Below are 17,331 nucleotides of genomic sequence, written 5' to 3'. Positions count from 1 at the left end.
GGAGTATGTGTCTTGGTCCGTTCCTGGTATGAACTGCCGGAGTACGTCCGACTTCGCCGTGTCAACGGACTGCGCCTCTCGCCGGACGGAACCCGTCTGGTCGCGCCCGTCAGCGGCCCCGCCCCCGACGCCAAGTCCTTCCGCAGCGCCCTGTGGGAGATCGACACCGCCCCCGAGTCCGAGGGCGGGCGCGCCCCCAGACGCCTCACCCGCTCGGCCAAGGGCGAGAGCGGCGTCGGCTTCCTCCCCGACGGCTCTGTCCTGTTCACCACCGGCCGCCCCGACCCCGAGGCCGAGGCCGACGCCAAGGCCCGCACCGCCCTGTGGCTCCTGCCCGCAGACGGCGGCGAGGCCCGCCAGGTCGCCTCCCGCCCCGGCGGCATCGGCTCCTTCACGGTCGCCCGCGACTCCGGACTGGTCGCCCTCACCGCCGACACCCTCCCCCGCAGCGAGGACGAGGAGGCCGACAGGGAGGCGCGCAAGGCCCGCGAGGAGGCCGGGGTCACCGCCATCCTGCACGAGGCGCTGCCCGTGCGCTCCTGGGACAGCGACATCGGCCCCGGACACCCCCGCTACCTGGTCGCCGAACCGCCCGCGGACGAGGACTCCAGGCTCGGCGACCCGCGCGACCTGACCCCCGACGCGGGAATGGCGCTCCTGGGCGCGAGCGGCGATCTCACCCCCGACGGCACCACCCTGGTCACCGAGTGGCAGGTCCCCGTCGGCCGGGGCGCCCGGCGCACCGACGTCGTCGCCATCGACACCGCCACGGGCCGGCGCCGCACCCTGGCCACCGACCCCGCCCACGACTTCGACAGCCCGCTCGTCTCCCCCGACGGCCGCCACGTCCTGCTCGTGCGCAGCTCCCAGGGCGACTACGACGGCGAACCCCGGGACGAGACCGCCTGGCTGGTCGACCTGGCCACCGGACAGGGCCGCGACCTGCTCGCCGACCACGAGCTGTGGCCCCGCGAACTCGCCTGGGCCGCCGACTCCGGCGCGGTGTTCCTCGTCGCCGACCACGGCGGCCGCCGGCCCGTCTTCCGGATCGACCTGGCCAGCGGCGCGCTCACCCGCGTCACCGGCGACCACGGCGCCTACAGCAACCTCAACCCGTCCCCCGACGGCCGCCACGTCTACGCCCTGCGCGACGCCTGGGACGCCCCGCCCGCGCCCGTGCGCCTGGCCGCCGACGCCGCCGACGGCCAACCCGTGCACCTGCGCACCCCCGGCTCCGAGCTCACCATGCCCGGCACCCTCACCGAGATCGAGGCCACCGCCGACGACGGCACCCCGATCCGCTCCTGGCTGGTGCTGCCCGAGGAGGCCTCGGCCGACTCGCCCGCCCCGCTCATGCTCTGGGTCCACGGCGGCCCCTACATGAGCTTCAACGGCTGGTCCTGGCGCTGGAACCCGTGGCTGCTCGCCGCGCGCGGCTACGCCGTCCTGCTGCCCGACCCCGCCCTGTCCACCGGCTACGGCCAGGACATGCTCCGCCGCGCCTGGGGCCAGTGGGGGCCGCGCACCTTCGCCGACGTCATGGCCGTCACCGACGCCGCCGAGGCGCGCGAGGACATCGACGCCGAGCGCACCGCCATGATGGGCGGCTCCTTCGGCGGCTACATGGCCAACTGGATCGCCGGGCACACCGACCGGTTCAGGGCCATCGTCTCCCACGCCTCCCTGTGGGGCCTGGACGGCTTCAACGGCACCACCGACTACCCGCCGGTGTGGGAGCGCGAGTTCGGCACCCCGCTGGAGCGCCCCGAGCGCTACACCCTCAACTCCCCGCACCTGCACGCGGACCGCATCCGCACCCCGATGCTCGTCATCCACGGCGACAAGGACTACCGGGTGCCCATCTCCGAGGGCCTGCGCCTGTGGCGCGACCTGATGCTGCACGAGGTGGACGCCAAGTTCCTGTACTTCCCGGACGAGAACCACTGGATCCTCACCCCGGGGAACGCCCGGATCTGGTACGAGACGGTCTTCGCCTTCCTCGACCACCACGTGCACGGCAAGGAGTGGAGCAGGCCCGAACTGCTCTGAGCCGCCCACCCCGGCCGGGGCCGCGACCGCGGTCCCGGCCGGACCCGCGTCCGGGACGCACCCCGGCGCGCGACACCACGCCACGGAGGACAGCCAGTGAGTACCACCCACGCCGCACCCGACCGCGAGAGCCTGCGCGACCTCGCCGTGAGCGTGGCCGCGGAGGCGGGTGAGCTCGCCGCCAAGGGGCAGGCGGGCATCACCGTGCTCGACACCAAGTCCAGCCCCACCGACGTCGTCACCGAGATGGACCGGGCCACCGAGGAGCTCGTCCGCGCCCGCCTGCTCGCCGCGCGCCCCGACGACGCCTTCCTGGGGGAGGAGGGCGGCGGCGAGGGCGGCACCAGCGGTGTGCGCTGGGTCGTGGACCCCATCGACGGCACCGTCAACTACCTGTACGGCCGGTCCGACTGGGCCGTGTCCGTCGCCGCGGAGGTCGACGGCGTGGTGGTGGCCGCCGCCGTGAACGTCCCCCGGCTCGGTGAGTCCTACGAGGCGGTCCTCGGCGGCGGCGCGCGCCTGAACGGCCGCGTCCTGGAGGCCCCGCCCGCCGTGCCGCTGGAGCAGGCCCTGGTGGCCACCGGCTTCGGGTACTTCCCCGAGCGCCGCGTCCAGCAGGCCAGGGTCCTGCTGGAGGTGATCCCGCGCATCCGCGACATCCGCCGCGGCGGGTCGGCCGCGGTGGACCTGACCGGACTCGCCGCGGGCCGCTGCAACGCCTACTACGAGCGCGGCCTCCACCCCTGGGACTGGTGCGCCCCCGGCCTGGTGGCGAGCGAGGCGGGCCTGCGGCTGGGAGGAGCGCGCTCGGGGCCGCCCAGCAACGACCTGGTCATCGCGGCCCGCCCTGAGCTCTACGGAGCCCTGGAGGCCCTCCTGGCCCCTCTGGGCGCCGACACCGACGGCTGACGGGAGCCCGGCCCCGCGACACCCGGCGGGGCCCGGGTTCCCCGGAACACACGAGGGGCGCGGCGGGCCGTGTGCCCACCGCGCCCCTCAGCGCTTTCAGGCGCAGGTGTCGACGCCGTTGCGAGCCGCGATGCGGTACAGGTCCTCCAGCTCCGACGCGTGAGTGTCGGCGAGGAAGTCGTCTCCGGCGGCCTGAGCAGCCTGGAACGACCGGTAGGTCTCGTTGATACGGACCTTGATCTCCGCGAGGAACTCGCCCATTGCACCTCTTCCAGGGGTAGGCACCGGGGCACGAGGGTGCTCCGGCGCGGAATCCGTTCGCGCACGCCACGGCGTCCGCACGGTCGAAGTGTCACGTCCCTGTGACATGCGTCGGCGTCGCGGTCCGGCCGGGGCCGGTGTCCACGCGCGCGTCCTCCTCCTGTACCCCCGCCGGACCTTCGCCCAAACCACAGAATTCCGGTGTGATGCTTTCGTGATCCGCCCCCGGCCGCCCCCGTCTCCGGACGGCCGACCCCGCCGCGCCGGGCCGGGGGAGCGCGCCGACAGGCCGCCGGGACCGGGCGCGGGGTCCTCCGGTGCGGATTGCACCATGTGTCGGACAAGGGTGTCCCATGACACATTTTCCCGGGAGGGCTGGTGCTTACTTGTTTCTTATTCTTGATGTGTCAGATTTGAGATGTGCGGGGTTAAGTCGCTGCCGGCGGTTGGGGGATTCGCCGGCAGCGGCTCCCCGTGCCCAGGGGAGCGTGAAGCTCCCGGCCCAGCGCCCGCGTTCACGCGGGGCGAGGAAAACGGGCGGTTCGCGAAACCGCCCCGACGGGTTTACCGTCTCCTTACCCCGACCGTGAAAGAACGGATGACGCGGCCGGGACCAAGAACGCCGCTGCCGGTGTGTTGGGGGATGCGCCGGCAGCGGCCCCCTTTCTTTGCGGACCAACGCTCGAGAAGGACAACGTGCGCGTACTCGTGGTCGAAGACGAACGGGTCCTGGCCGACACAGTGGCGGTCGGACTGCGGCGCGAGGCGATGGCCGTGGACGTGGTCTACGACGGCGACGCCGCCCTGGAGTACACCGCGGTCAACGACTACGACGTCGTCGTGCTGGACCGCGACCTGCCGGGCACCCACGGCGACGACGTGGCCCGCGCCCTGGTCCGGGAGAGCTACAACGGGCGCATCCTGATGCTCACCGCCTCCGACGGCGTCCAGGACAAGGTCGAGGGCCTCACCATCGGCGCCGACGACTACCTGGCCAAGCCCTTCGCCTTCGCCGAGCTCATCGCCCGGGTCCACGCCCTCGGCCGCCGCTCGGCGCCCCCGCTTCCCCCGGTCCTGGAGCGCCACGGCATCACGCTCGACCCGGCCAACCACCGCGTCCACCGCGACGGCCGCGAGGTCACCCTCACCCCCAAGGAGTTCGCCGTCCTCCAGGTGCTCATGCGCGCCCAGGGCACCGTGGTCAGCGCCGAGGGGCTGCTGGAGAAGGCCTGGGACGAGAACGCCGACCCCTTCACCAACGTCGTCCGCGTCACCGTCATGACCCTGCGCAAGAAGCTCGGCGACCCACCCGTCATCCAGACCGTCCCCGGCGCCGGGTACCGGCTGTGAGACCGGCGGAGCGGACCGAACCGGGACAGGTCGAGCCCACCCGCCCCGGCGACACCGGTACGTGGCGGCGCCTCAACACCCTCACCCCCGAGGGCTCGGGGACCGAGCGCTCCGCGGCCGCCGCCCGGGTACACCACTTCACCGACAACCTCAGTCTGCGCGCGCGGCTCACCCTCATCTACGGGATGCTGTTCTTCGCCGCGGGCTCGGTGCTGGTCCTGGTCAACTACCTGATCGTCGCGGTCCTGCTCAACGCGCTCCTGGTCGAGCAGAGCTTCGCCGAGCTGCGGGCGCACAGGGACCTCATCGAGCAGGTGCTCACCCACGTCACCCGGTTCTCGCTGCTCGCGCTGTTCCTGGTGGGCCTGCTCGCGGTCGCCCTGGGCTACGCGGTGGCCGGAAGGGCGCTGTCCCCGCTCCAGAAGATCACCCGCATCGCCCGCCGCCTGTCGGAGCGCTCCCTGCACGAGCGCATCGCCCTGTCCGGGCCCGACGACGAGATCCGCGAGCTCGCCGACACCTTCGACGGCATGCTGGAGCGCCTGGACCGCGCCTTCGACGGCCAGCGCCGCTTCGTCGCCAACGCCTCGCACGAGCTGCGCACGCCGCTGGCGATCAACCGCACCCTGCTGGAGGTGGCGCTCAGCGCCCCCGACGTCTCGGCCGACCTCAAGAGCGTCGGACAGACCCTGCTGGAGACCAACGCCCGCCACGAACGCCTCATCGAGGGGCTGCTCCTGCTCGCCAAGAGCGACCGCGAGCTGGAGGTCCGCGCCAAGGTCGACCTGGGCGAGGTGGCCGGGACGGTGCTCAGCCAGCTCAGCGGACCGGTGGCCGACTCCGGCCTGAGCCTGCGCCAGGACCTGCGCCCCGCGACTGTGGTCGGCGACCCCGTTCTGCTGGAGCGGCTCGTGGGCAACCTGGTGGAGAACGCCCTCAAGTACAACGTCGAGGCGGGCGAGATCACCGTGCGCAGCGGCATGTACGAGGGCACGCCCGCCGTCCAGGTGGAGAACTCCGGCAAGGTCATCCCCGCCTACGAGATCGAGGGCCTGTTCGAGCCGTTCCGCCGCGGCTCCGGCGACCGGGTGGGCTCGGGCCGCAGCGCGGGGCTGGGCCTGTCCATCGTCCGGTCCGTGGTGCGCGCGCACGAGGGCGCGGTGACCGCGTGGCCGCGCGCCGGGGGAGGACTGGTCGTCACCGTGCGCCTTCCCCTTCCTCCGGGAGAGGGCGCGGAGCGGCGCTGAACCCGCCCACCGGGCCAAGCTGCGTTTGGCCGGTCTTCGTGGTATCTATACGTGTCCGATGACACGCCGGCCCGTGTCACGGGTGCCGACCCCGGGTGGGTATGCTTCCCCGGGCGTGGACACGGAGGGAATCCCTCCTGACGTGGGCATGTCCTGCTTTTCGTCCGCCCCTGGGGGAGTGTCCCGCGCTTTGTCCGGAGTGGGCGAAAACGGATTTCCCAGGTCTACGAGGCAGCCGACGTTGGGTAGTACACAGGGGTACGGCCCCGGCGCAGCCACACGTGGCCGCCTTCGGTCACGAGGCGGCGAAAGTGCTGCTGACCTGTGGACAGTGGCCCGGGAGGGGACACGGTCCGCCGACATCGGGAAAACTCATCGGCCGAACCGGGCACAACCAAGGTCTCTCAAGCGTTACACCCGCGCGACGAGGCACTGAACGAGGGGGATGGGAGTTAGCAGAGATGGCCACCGACTACGACAGCCCGCGCAAGACTGACGAGGACATCAACGAGGACAGCCTCCAGGAGCTGCAGGCGCGGCGCGTGGACAAGGGCACCGGCACGATCGACGTCGACCCCGACGAGGTGGCCGAGGGCATGGAACTGCCCGGTGCCGACCTGTCGGGGGAGGAACTCGCGGTGCGCGTGCTCCCGCGCCAGGCCGACGAGTTCACGTGCTCGCGCTGCTTCCTGGTGCACCACCGCAGCCAGCTCGCCGAGCAGCGCGCCGGTCAGCTGGTCTGCAAGGAGTGCGCCTGACCGGACGGGACGGCCCCTGAACCGTCCCGTCCCGGGCGGCTCCCGTCCGCGCGGTCGCGAAACCACCCCGCCGCCGTTCGGAGGGAGCGTGTGAGGCCTTCCGGGCTCCTCGCGGGGAGCGCGGTGGAACACGACGGCGGACGGCCGACCACACTGCGGTGCGGTCGGCCGCCCGCCGTCGTCGCCTTCGCGGCGTCAGACCTCCAGCTCGCCGGGACCGGCGCCGAACATCCTGGCGCGGGCGGCGCGCACGGCCAGCACCCGGGCCACCTCGGTGCCGACACCGGCCATCACGGCCCAGGACAGCGCCGTGCCCAGGCTGATGTCGGGGGAGTCCACGTCCGTGGGCGGCTCCTCGCCGGTCACGCGGGTCCAGGCAAAGTTCAGGGCCTTGCGCATGACGTACTGCGCGGCGAACCCGGCCGCGAAGCCCACGAGGGCGGGGCCGAAGTCACCGCCGTCCTTCTTAGCCATCGAATCCTTCACCGTTTTCCGTTGGGTGTACGGAGGATGCGCGGCCGGCGCACACCCTCCCGTGCGTACGGGGAGATCCTTTCACGTCCGTTCGCGGGAGTCAGGGGCCAACCCCGCGCCAGCGTGCCCGAGGGGGTGCCGACCCCCGCTGTGACGGCCCGAAACCCGGAGCGACCACGGCCCGGAGAGCACTACCATTGCCCCATGACCAACGGCTCTCATTCCTTCCGCATGCCCGACAAGCCCTCGCTGGACGGTATCGAGGCGAAGTGGGTCGACGTATGGGATGAGTCCGGCGTCTACCACTTCGACCGCACGGCCGAGCGCGCGGACGTCTACTCCATCGACACCCCGCCGCCCACGGTGTCCGGGTCGCTGCACATCGGCCACGTGTTCTCCTACACGCACACCGACACCGTCGCGCGCTTCCAGCGCATGAACGGCAAGGCCGTCTTCTACCCCATGGGCTGGGACGACAACGGCCTGCCCACCGAGCGGCGCGTCCAGAACTACTACGGCGTGCGCTGCGACCCGTCGATCCCCTACGACCCGGACTTCCAGCCGCCCGCCAAGCCCGACCCCAAGCGGCAGGTCCCCGTCTCCCGGCGCAACTTCATCGAGCTGTGCGACCGGCTCACCGCCGAGGACGAGAAGGTCTTCGAGTCCATCTGGCGCCGCCTCGGGCTGAGCGTCGACTGGCGCCACACCTACGCCACCATCGACGACAACTCCCGCGCCGCCGCCCAGCGCGCCTTCCTGCGCAACCTGGCCCGCGGCGAGGCCTACATGTCCGAGGCGCCCACCCTGTGGGACGTCACGTTCCGCACCGCGGTCGCCCAGGCCGAGCTGGAGGACCGCGAACGCCCCAGCGCCTACCACAAGGTCGCCTTCCACAAGCCCGACGGCACCCCGGTCCACATCGAGACCACCCGCCCCGAGCTGCTGGCCGCCTGCGTCGCCCTGGTCGCCCACCCCGACGACGAGCGCTACCAGGACCTGTTCGGCACCACCGTGCGCACCCCCGTCTTCGGCGTCGAGGTCCCGGTGCGGGCCCACCGCCTCGCCGACCCCGAGAAGGGGTCCGGCATCGCCATGATCTGCACCTTCGGCGACACCACCGACGTCACCTGGTGGCGCGAGCTCCAGCTGGAGACCCGGCCCGTCATCGGCTGGGACGGCCGCATCATGGCCGACCCGCCCAAGGGCCTGGAGAGCGGAGCCGCCCGCGAGGCCTACGACACGCTCGTGGGCGCCACCGTCCACACCGCGCGCGAGCGCACCGTCGCCCTGCTGCGCGAGAGCGGCGACCTCGTCGGCGAGCCGACGCCCATCACCCACCCGGTGAAGTTCTACGAGAAGGGCGACAAGCCCCTGGAGATCGTCACCACCCGCCAGTGGTACATCCGCAACGGCGGTCGGGACGAGGACCTGCGCCAGCAGCTCCTGCGGCGCGGGCGCGAGCTCACCTGGTACCCCGAGCACATGCGCGCCCGCTACGAGAACTGGGTCGAGGGCCTCAACGGCGACTGGCTGATCAGCCGCCAGCGCTTCTTCGGCGTGCCCTTCCCGGTCTGGTATCCGCTGGACGCCGACGGCAACCCGCGCTACGACGAGCCCATCGTCCCCGCCGAGGACCAGCTGCCCGTCGACCCCAGCTCGCAGGCGCCCGAGGGCTACACCGAGGACCAGCGCGGGCAGGCGGGCGGCTTCATGGGCGACCCCGACGTCATGGACACCTGGGCGACCTCCTCGCTGTCCCCGCAGATCGCCTCCGGCTGGGAGCGCGACCCGGACCTGTACCGGCGCGTCTTCCCCATGGACTACCGGCCCCAGGGCCAGGACATCATCCGCACCTGGCTCTTCTCCACCGTGGTCCGGGCCCACTTCGAGAACGGCACCCTGCCCTGGAGCACCACCGGCATCTCCGGCTGGATCCTGGACCCCGACCGCAAGAAGATGTCCAAGTCCAAGGGCAACGTCGTCACCCCGCTGGCGCTGCTGGAGAAGTACAGCTCCGACGCGGTCCGGTACTGGGCGGCCAGCGGTCGCCTGGGCACCGACACCGCCATGGACGAGGGCCAGATGAAGGTCGGCCGCAGGCTGTCCATCAAGATCCTCAACGCCAGCAAGTTCGTCATGTCCGTGGCCGGTGAGGACGCCGTCGCCGACCCCGCGCGGGTGACGCAGCCGCTGGACCGGGCGATGCTGGCCGCGCTGGCCGACGTCGTGGAGGACGCCACCTCCGCCTTCCGCGCCTACGACCACACCCGGGCCCTGGAGCGCACCGAGCGCTTCTTCTGGGACTTCTGCGACGACTACCTGGAGCTGGTCAAGGCCCGCGCCTACGACACCGAGTCGGCCGAGGGCGCCTCCGCCCGCGCCGCGCTGCTGGTCGCCCTGGGCGCCCTGCACAGGCTCTTCGCCCCCTTCGTGCCCTTCGTGGCCGAGGAGGTCTGGAGCTGGTGGCAGGAGGGCTCGGTCCACGCCCAGCGCTGGCCCGACACCGCCGAGTACCGCGCCGCGGCGGCCGACGGCGACCCCGCCGTCCTGGCCGCCACCGCCGAGGTGCTGCGCGCCGTGCGCAAGGCCAAGTCCGAGGCCAAGCTGTCCATGCGGGCCGAGGTCGAGCACGTCAGCGTCTCGGGCAAGCGGGTCGACGCCGCGCGCGCCGCCAGCGCCGACATCGCCGCCGCGGGCCGCGCCTCCGGGATCGACTTCCGCGCCACCGACGACGCCGAGCTCACCGTCGAGGTGACCCTGCCCGAGGCCCCCGCCGAGTAGGGCCACGGAGGAGCACGGAACGGGGGCGGCCCACGCGGGCCGCCCCCGTTCGCGTACCGGCGGTGCTGGACACCGGTTCATCGCCCGGAGAGCGATAGGCTCGGCCGATGTGAGTACCACATCCCTGGAAGGCGGGCGGATCCCCGTCACGGTCCACCGACTGGACCCCGGCCTCCCCCTGCCCGAGTACGCCCATCCCGGCGACGCCGGCGCGGACCTGTACACCGCCGTCGACGTCACCCTGGAGCCCGGGCAGCGGGCCACGGTCCCCACCGGCCTGGCCATCGCCCTGCCCGACGGGTACGCGGCCTTCGTGCACCCGCGCTCGGGCCTCGCGGCGCGCTGCGGGGTCACGCTCGTCAACGCGCCCGGCACGGTCGACGCCGGGTACCGCGGCGAGATCAGGGTGACCCTGATCAACACCGACAGGGACACCCCGGTGAAGCTGACCCGGGGCGACCGGATCGCGCAGCTGGTGGTCCAGCGCGTGGAACGGGCGGTGTTCGTCGAGGCCGACTCCCTCCCGGAGTCGGCGCGGGGAACGGGTGGTTTCGGTTCGACCGGGGGGCACGCCGCGCAGCGGTGACGGCGCCCCGAATCCCCGGAGTCATCCGGGACCGACGGAAGCGAAGAGGTGAAGGCGTGTTCGGACGCCGCCGCAAGAAGCGGGACGAAGAGACCGAGAGAACGGGGACGCGGGCCGCGCCCAGGCGCGAGGGCGCCGCCGGGGCGGTCTCCTTCGGCAACGAGATCGAGCCGGAGCGCTCCCGGGAGCAGCAGCCCAAGGACGCGGACCGCCACCGCTCCTCCGGGCCGTGGGACTCCACCGAGGACGCTCCCGAGGCCGAGCGGATGGACCTGGGCAGCATGCGGCTGCCCATGGAGCAGGGCACCGAGATCCAGGTGAACGTCGCCCAGGACTCCCAGGGCAAGCAGAAGATCATCGGCGTCACCCTGGTGCGGGGCAAGAGCGCCCTCCAGGTGCAGCCCTTCGCCGCGCCCAAGTCCTCCGGCCTGTGGGACGAGATGCGCGAGGAGCTGCGCGAGCAGGTCGTCAAGCAGGGCGGCAAGGCCGAGGAGCACGACGGCACCTTCGGCCCCGAGCTCAAGGCCCTGGTCCCCGTCAAGGGCCGCACGACCGAGGACGGCAAGCAGCTCGCCCAGCGGGTGCGCTTCATCGGCGTGGACGGGCCTCGCTGGGTGCTGCGCGGCGTGATCCGCGGCGAGGGCGCCTCCAAGCCCGAGGTGATGGCCGAGGTCGAGCACCTCTTCGCCAACATCGTGGTGGTGCGCGGGGACCACCCGGTGCCGCCGAGCGAGCTGCTGCCCATCACCGTGCCCAAGCAGATCCAGGAGAAGATGGCCGAGGCCGCCAAGGCGCGCGCCGCCCAGCAGGCGGCCCAGCGCGGCAACGCGGGCCGCTCTCCCAACGGCGCCGCGCCCGGCGCGCGGCCCGCGGGGAACGGCGGCCAACCGGGCGGCGCCGCGGGCGGCTCGGGGGAGTAGCGGCCTCCCGGGGCGAAGCGGGGTCCCGCACCGCCGGAGAGGCGCCGGGCAGGGCGCGCCGTCTTCCGTAGTCTGTGGCACATGACGCAGACGACGGAGAACAGCGCGCCCCGGCCGCTCCCCGAGGACTGGAACCGTGCCCTGGCGGTGGTGGCCCACCCCGACGACCTGGAGTTCGGCAGCTCCTCAGCGATCGCCCGCTGGACCGGCCAGGGCAAGGACGTGGTGGAGCTGCTGGTCACCCGGGGCGAGGCGGGCATCGACACCATCGCCCCCGAGGAGTGCGCGCCGCTGCGCATGGCCGAGCAGCGCGCCTCTGCGGCGGCGGTCGGCGCGGGCACAGTGGAGTTCCTCGACTTCCCCGACGGCACCCTGGAGTACGGGATCCCTCTGCGCGCCGCGCTGGCCGGGGCGATCCGGCGCCACCGCCCCGACGTGATCGTCTCCATCAACTTCCGCGACCACTTCGCGGGGTCGAGCTCCCTCAACCACGCCGACCACCGGGTGCTCGGCCCGGCCCTGCTGGACGCGGTCCGCGACGCGGCCAACCGGTGGGTGTTCCGCGAGCAGCTGGAGGAGGGCCTCCAGCCGTGGTCGGGCGTGCGCTTCGTGGCCTTCGGCGCCTCACCCCTGGCCACCCACTACGTCGAACTGGGCGAGGCCGACCTGGCCGCGGGCGTGGCGTCGCTGGACGCCCACGCCCTCTACCTGGCCAATTTGGAGGGGTTCGACCAGAAGTCCTTCCTGCCCCGGGCCGCCGCCCAGGCGGGGGAGTGGGCCGGGGTCCCCCTCGCCACCGCCTTCGAGGTGTTCGAGGTCTGAGCCGCCGCCCGCGAGCGCGGGCGGCGGCACGGCCCCGGCGGGGTCAGGAGGCGGGGCCCGGGTCCACGGGGTCGGTGACGCGGCCCAGGAACAGGACCGCCCCGCCGCGGCGCAGCACGAACACGAACGGCCGGTCCACGGTGAACGCGACCGGCCTCGGCGCCACCGCGGCCGCCCGGAGCATCATCACGGCGGTCGCGGCGGCGCCCTCGGCGCCCTTCTCGTCCACCCGCAGCACCGACTGGTGCAGGATCTCGTCGGCGCGCAGCGGTTCCGGGCTGATCCCGTCGAAGCGGGCCTCGTCCGTGGCCAGGTCGCGCACGCCCAGCGCCGCCAGCGGTTCGAGCAGAGAGGTGTCGGTCTCCACCTCGAAGCGCGGCAGGGCCAGGTCCACCTGCTGGGAGGAGCGGTGGGCGTACAGGTCGGCGAGCGCGTCGGCCGTCACCGGGGCGGGAGCGGCGGAGCGCTCGTCGGGCAGCAGCACGTCCAGGGTCAGGCCGTGGTCGCCCTCCAGGCTCACCATGCTCCACCCGCGGGCCCGCGCGTGCGGCAGACGGGCCGAACGGTGCATGGTGGGCACCTTCCGCCTGCCCGACGGTGCGTGGAAGGGCCTGTCCCGGGTCCGGGCGGGGTCGAAGGGGTCTGGCCAGGCCAGTTTCACCCACAGCGCGTTGACCAGCAGCAGCCGCACGCCCGGGTGGACGCTGCCCGCGGGGAGCAGTTCCTCGATCAGGCCGCGGGTCACCTCCGCCACACGGGCGTTGACCCGTGAGCGCACGCCCTCGGAGTCGTGCTCGAAGTCGGCGTGCTCCACCTCGGCCCCGGCGCGCTCGCGCACCCGGGACGTGAAACCCGGCAGGACCTCCAGGTCGGCGGGCACGTACAGGCCGTTGAGGCTGGCCAGGTCGAGTCCGGGCTCGGCGGCCACGGCCGCGTCCAGCGCCTCCAGCTGGCCCCGCACGTCCGCGCCCAGCAGCGCCTCCAGCTCGGCCAGGGTGCGCTCCCGGGCGCCGGTGGCCAGCAGCGCCAGCACCGTGCCCACCGAGTGGGGGGACCACACGTGCGATTCCCCCTGCCGGGTCAGCACCCGGTCCAGCGCGGCGGCGAACTCCAGATGGTCCCGGCGCGGGGACGTACTCGTCTGCATGGGCTCCTGCTCGCTCTCGGCTCCGGCGTCTGGTCGCCAGCGTACGGAACGGCCCTCCTCCACCGCCAGGGTGCGCCGCCGGGTGAGAAGCCGCACGCGACAAGCCCGGACCCAAGGGGGCAAAGGCGGGCGGAGCGCATCCGCGCGACCACCGCGCGTACCCCGCGACCGGTCGCACGTCACATAGGCTTGGGCCGACACGGCGCGCGGAACCGTGTTGGACGCCCCGCGCGGCGACGACCGCCCACGACCGAACCCGAGCAGGAGCAGGATGACTGAGCACCAGCGGGCCGCCGAGGAGGCCGCCCCGGCCGCCGGGGCGGACGACAGGGCCGCGGCGGGCACCCCGGACTCCGGGGACGCCCCCGCCCCGGAGCGCGCCCCCGGCCGGGGCGCCACGGCGGCGGACCGCCCGGCGGTCACCGAGGACACGGTCGAGGCGCTCGTGCGCTCGCAGCTGGCCAAGGCGCTGGGCGGCAAGCGCGGCATGGTCGAGGCTGCGGTGCCCACCCTGACCTTCACCGTCTCCTACATCGTCAGCTCGGAGCTGCGGCTCTCGATCGTCCTGGGCGTGGTCGCGGCCCTGGTCCTGGGCGCGGTCCGGCTCGTGCAGCGCTCCTCGGTGCAGTACGTGCTCACCAGCCTGTTCGGCATCGGCATCGCCGCGGTCTTCGCCATGCGCAGCGGCAACGCCGCCGACGCCTTCCTGCCGGGCGTCATCTACAACGCGGTCTACGCCGTGGTGCTGAGCCTGTCGGTGCTGGTGCGCTGGCCCGCGATCGGACTGATGATCGGCCCGTTCATCGGCGACAAGGAGGACTTCACCTCCTGGCGCGCCAACCCGGCCGTGGTCACCCTGGCCTCACGCCTGACCTGGCTGCTGGTCCTGCCCTGCGTGATCCGCGTGCTCGTGCAGTACCCGCTGTGGATGGCCGACCACTACGGCTGGGCCGACACCTTCGCCCTGCTGGGCTTCTCCAAGGTCGCCATGGGCTGGCCGCTCCAGGTCGCGGCGTTCGCGGCCATGGTCTGGGTGCTGGCCCGGGGGCGCACCCCGCTGGAGGAGCGGGAGCACCCGGCCCGGGACGAGACGGCGGACTGACCGGGCGCCCCGGCGGACGCGCGGCCTAGAGGTCGGGGTCGTCCGCCGAGCCCAGCAGGGACTCCAGGGCGCCCAGGACCTCGGGCTCGGCCAGGAACACCACGGTGTCGCCCACCGACAGGGTCCGATCGGGGTCCGGCGGGCGCACCCCGCCGGGGCCCACCACCGCCACCAGCGCCACCCCCTCCGGCAGCGACTCCGCCAGCGCGCCCTCCGGCCCGCCCGCGAACGGACTCCCGGCGTGCAGCACCGACTCGGCGATCTCGGCCCCCGGCAGCGGCGGCAGGGAGTCCTCCCCGCCCGGCTCCTCCTCGGGGACCCCCTCGACCAGGTCGGCGATCAGCCGCGGCGGGGAGACCGCCAGGTCCACGCCCCAGGACTCGTTGAACAGCCACTCGTTGTCGGGATCGTTGATGCGGGCGATCACCCGGTCCACCCCGAACTCGGTCTTGGCCAGCAGGGACACCACCAGGTTGACCTTGTCGTCACTGCTGGCCGCGACCACCACGTCGAAGTCCTCCAGGCGGGCGTCCTCCAGCGTGGCCAGCTCGCAGGCGTCGGCCAGCAGCCACTCCACCTGGGGGAGGTCGTCCACGCCGATGGCGCGGGTGTCCCGGTCGATCAGCAGCACGTCGTGGCCGCTGCCCGCCAGCTCCGTGGCGATGGAGCGTCCCACGCTCCCGGCTCCCGCGATGGCGATCCGCATCTCACCCACGCTCCGTCTCGTCGTCGTCCAGCCGCAGCCCGTCCAGGTCGCGGCCGCGGGCGACCACGTGCAGGACGTCGCCCTCCTCCAGGAGCTCACCGGATCCGGCCAGGAGGATCCGGCCCGCACGGGTCAGGTAGACCACCCGCACCGGCGCCCGCTCCTCCAGGTCGGCGACGCGGCGGCCGGCCCACCCCCGCGGCAGGTTCATCTCGTTCATGGCCAGGGTCCCGGACGCGTCCTGCCACTCCGGTCCGGCGGTGAGCCGCCCGTCGCCCGGCACCATCCGGCGCAGGACCGCGTCGGCCGTCCAGCGCACGGTCGCCACCGTGGGGATGCCCAGCCGCTGGTAGACCTCGGCCCGGCGGGGGTCGTAGATCCGCGCGACCACGTTGTCCACGCCGAACGCCTCGCGGGCCACCCGCGCCGAGATGATGTTGGAGTTGTCCCCGTTGCTGACCGCGGCGAAGGCCCCCGCGCGGTCGATCCCGGCGGCGAGCAGGACCTCCCGGTCGTGGCCCTGCCCCCGGACCGCGTGCTTGGCCACGGAGCCGCGCAGACGCCGGAACGCCTCGGGGTCCCGGTCGATCACCGCCACCGTGTGCCCCAGGTCAACCAGGGTGTGCGCGAGGGTGGACCCCACCCGTCCGCACCCCATGATCACGATGTGCACCTCGCCCGCACTCCCGTCGAGATAGCCGCCGCGCACGCCGTGGTCGCGCGTGCGCACAGTGACACCTTGGCACAGACGCGGCCGACACGCTCGGTCGCCCCGGCCGTCCACGGGCCCGTCCGGGAGGCGGGTTCCGGCAGGTAGATTGGGAACGGTTGGTGGCTGTGCGCGCAGGGTCACCCGTCACGTGACCCGACCATCTTTGAGGACGACCGCCATGAACCGTGTGGGACAGGATTTCGAGCTGACCGTGGACGACGTCGCGCACGGGGGCTGGTGCGTGGGGCGCCACGAGGACCAGGTGGTCTTCGTCCGCCACGCCCTGCCCGGCGAGCGGGTCCGCGTCCGCGTCACCGAGCAGACCTCCCGCTTCATGAGGGGCGACGCCGTCGAGGTCCTCCAGGCATCCCCGGACCGCGTCCAGGCCCCCTGCCCGGCCGCCGGGCCCGGCAAGTGCGGAGGCTGCGACTGGCAGCACGCCGCCCCGGAGGCCCAGCGGGCCCTCAAGGGCAAGGTCGTCGCCGACCAGCTGCGGCGCATCGCCGGGATCGACCGCCGGGTCGAGGTGGAGGAGCTGCCCGGCACCCCCGACGGCCTGGGCTGGCGCACCCGCGTGCGCTTCGCCGTGGACTCCGGCGGCCGCGCCGGACTGCGCCGCCACCGCTCCCACGACATCGAGCCCGTCGAGCGCTGCCTCATCGCCCACCCCGGCGTGACCGAGCTCGGGGTGACCGACGTCACGTGGGAGGGCGTCCGCGACGTGGAGGCGGTCGCCTCGGCCGCCTGCGCCGACCGCGCGGTGGTCGTCACACCGACCGGGGCCAGGCTGGACTCCCTGCCCGAACTGGGTACCTCCAGCGCGGTGCTGCGCCGGTTCAAGGGCGGCCGCGTCCAGCAGGTGCGCGGACGCAGGGGCGTGCGCGAGAAGGTCGACGGCCGCGAGTACCGCGTCAGCGCGGGCGGCTTCTGGCAGGTGCACCCGGCCGCCGCCGAGGTGCTCACCGCCGCCGTCCTGGACGCCCTGGAGCCCAAGCCCGGCGAGACCGCCCTGGACCTGTACTGCGGGGCGGGGCTGTTCACCGGCGCGCTGGCCGCCGCCGTGGGCCCCGAGGGCCGCGCCATGGGCGTGGAGAGCGGCGCCGAGGCCGTGCGCGACGCCCGGTACAACCTCAAGGACATGGAGCAGGTCCGCGTCGAGCAGGGCGACGTGGCCGCCCAGCTGCGCGAGTGGGCTGACGTGCGCGCCGACGTGGTCGTGCTGGACCCGCCCCGGGCCGGTGCGGGCGCCGAGGTGGTGCGCTCCCTGACCGGGACGCGCCCCCGCAGGGTGGCCTACGTCTCGTGCGACCCCGCCACGCTCGCCCGCGACCTGGCCTCGTTCGAGCGGGCCGACTACCGTCTGGTGGACCTTCGCGCGTTCGACGCCTTCCCGATGACCCATCACGTGGAGTGCCTGGCGGTGCTGGAGCCGGTCCACCCGGCCCGCCGCCACCGGGAGGGCTGACCGCGACCCCCGGGGCCGACCCTCCCGGACCGCCGGGCCCGG

Annotated in this window: 16 protein-coding genes; 11 read left to right on the top strand and 5 right to left on the bottom strand. The window is 73.5% G+C overall.

Annotated elements, in window-relative coordinates:
* Positions 1-12 precede the first annotated feature (12 nt).
* Together NDAS_RS14235 and NDAS_RS14230 are read left to right on the top strand one after the other, a co-directional pair.
* The gene (locus NDAS_RS14235; protein ID WP_013153906.1) at positions 13-2,049 is read left to right on the top strand and encodes a S9 family peptidase; all 2,037 of its coding nucleotides are present in this window, start codon (positions 13-15) and stop codon (positions 2,047-2,049) included.
* A gap of 96 nt (positions 2,050-2,145) precedes the next feature.
* Positions 2,146-2,958, top strand: coding sequence for an inositol monophosphatase family protein (locus NDAS_RS14230; RefSeq protein ID WP_013153905.1), 813 nt, complete (start codon positions 2,146-2,148; stop codon positions 2,956-2,958).
* A gap of 96 nt (positions 2,959-3,054) precedes the next feature.
* On the opposite strand, the gene NDAS_RS28910 is transcribed toward NDAS_RS14230, so the two are convergent.
* Entirely contained in the window at positions 3,055-3,219 is a 165-nt protein-coding gene (locus NDAS_RS28910; RefSeq protein ID WP_013153904.1) for a hypothetical protein, read from the bottom strand.
* A 696-nt stretch (positions 3,220-3,915) separates the two neighbouring features.
* On the opposite strand from NDAS_RS28910, the gene NDAS_RS14225 reads away from it, so the two are divergent.
* The 3 genes from NDAS_RS14225 (at position 3,916) to NDAS_RS14215 (ending at position 6,574) form a co-directional block, all read left to right on the top strand.
* On the top strand, positions 3,916-4,569 hold the full coding sequence (locus NDAS_RS14225; RefSeq protein WP_013153903.1) for a response regulator transcription factor: 654 nt from the start codon (positions 3,916-3,918) through the stop codon (positions 4,567-4,569).
* Positions 4,566-5,816, top strand: a complete 1,251-nt coding sequence (locus NDAS_RS14220; protein ID WP_013153902.1) for a sensor histidine kinase — start codon at positions 4,566-4,568, stop codon at positions 5,814-5,816. The genes NDAS_RS14225 and NDAS_RS14220 overlap by 4 nt, the downstream gene beginning before the upstream one ends.
* Positions 5,817-6,277: 461 nt before the next feature.
* On the top strand, positions 6,278-6,574 hold the full coding sequence (locus NDAS_RS14215) for a DUF4193 domain-containing protein (protein ID WP_013153901.1): 297 nt from the start codon (positions 6,278-6,280) through the stop codon (positions 6,572-6,574).
* A 195-nt stretch (positions 6,575-6,769) separates the two neighbouring features.
* On the opposite strand, the gene NDAS_RS14210 is transcribed toward NDAS_RS14215, so the two are convergent.
* A complete protein-coding gene (locus NDAS_RS14210; protein WP_013153900.1) occupies positions 6,770-7,048 on the bottom strand; it encodes a DUF4235 domain-containing protein in 279 nt (92 codons plus the stop codon).
* A gap of 204 nt (positions 7,049-7,252) precedes the next feature.
* On the opposite strand from NDAS_RS14210, the gene valS reads away from it, so the two are divergent.
* The 4 genes from valS to NDAS_RS14190 all read left to right on the top strand — a co-directional run bounded on the left by valS (position 7,253) and on the right by NDAS_RS14190 (position 12,157).
* A complete protein-coding gene (valS, locus tag NDAS_RS14205) occupies positions 7,253-9,829 on the top strand; it encodes a valine--tRNA ligase (protein ID WP_013153899.1) in 2,577 nt (858 codons plus the stop codon).
* A gap of 109 nt (positions 9,830-9,938) precedes the next feature.
* Positions 9,939-10,415, top strand: coding sequence for a dUTP diphosphatase (gene dut / locus NDAS_RS14200; protein WP_013153898.1), 477 nt, complete (start codon positions 9,939-9,941; stop codon positions 10,413-10,415).
* Positions 10,416-10,471: 56 nt separating this feature from the next.
* Complete coding sequence (locus NDAS_RS14195; RefSeq protein WP_013153897.1) at positions 10,472-11,335, top strand: DUF3710 domain-containing protein; 864 nt, start codon at positions 10,472-10,474, stop codon at positions 11,333-11,335.
* 81 nt (positions 11,336-11,416) lie between these two features.
* Complete coding sequence (locus NDAS_RS14190) at positions 11,417-12,157, top strand: PIG-L deacetylase family protein (protein WP_013153896.1); 741 nt, start codon at positions 11,417-11,419, stop codon at positions 12,155-12,157.
* 43 nt (positions 12,158-12,200) lie between these two features.
* On the opposite strand, the gene NDAS_RS14185 is transcribed toward NDAS_RS14190, so the two are convergent.
* Positions 12,201-13,304: a serpin family protein gene (locus NDAS_RS14185; protein ID WP_013153895.1), complete on the bottom strand. Its 1,104-nt coding sequence runs from the start codon at positions 13,302-13,304 to the stop codon at positions 12,201-12,203.
* A 271-nt stretch (positions 13,305-13,575) separates the two neighbouring features.
* On the opposite strand from NDAS_RS14185, the gene NDAS_RS14180 reads away from it, so the two are divergent.
* Entirely contained in the window at positions 13,576-14,406 is an 831-nt protein-coding gene (locus NDAS_RS14180) for a DUF3159 domain-containing protein (RefSeq protein WP_013153894.1), read from the top strand.
* A 25-nt stretch (positions 14,407-14,431) separates the two neighbouring features.
* On the opposite strand, the gene NDAS_RS14175 is transcribed toward NDAS_RS14180, so the two are convergent.
* Together NDAS_RS14175 and NDAS_RS14170 are read right to left on the bottom strand one after the other, a co-directional pair.
* Complete coding sequence (locus NDAS_RS14175) at positions 14,432-15,121, bottom strand: potassium channel family protein (RefSeq protein WP_041552775.1); 690 nt, start codon at positions 15,119-15,121, stop codon at positions 14,432-14,434.
* Entirely contained in the window at positions 15,114-15,785 is a 672-nt protein-coding gene (locus NDAS_RS14170) for a potassium channel family protein (RefSeq protein ID WP_026338175.1), read from the bottom strand. Before NDAS_RS14170 ends, NDAS_RS14175 begins: the two co-directional genes overlap by 8 nt.
* A 217-nt stretch (positions 15,786-16,002) precedes the next feature.
* Between NDAS_RS14170 and NDAS_RS14165 the strand changes: the two genes are divergently transcribed.
* Positions 16,003-17,289 carry a class I SAM-dependent RNA methyltransferase gene (locus NDAS_RS14165; protein WP_013153891.1) on the top strand — a complete coding sequence of 429 codons (1,287 nt, stop codon included), beginning with the start codon at positions 16,003-16,005 and terminating at the stop codon, positions 17,287-17,289.
* Positions 17,290-17,331 lie beyond the last annotated feature (42 nt).

This window comes from Nocardiopsis dassonvillei subsp. dassonvillei DSM 43111, assembly GCF_000092985.1.
GTDB lineage: Bacteria > Actinomycetota > Actinomycetes > Streptosporangiales > Streptosporangiaceae > Nocardiopsis > Nocardiopsis dassonvillei.
Note: the sequence above shows the minus strand (reverse complement) of the source record. Positions and strands in the feature narration are given on the sequence as shown.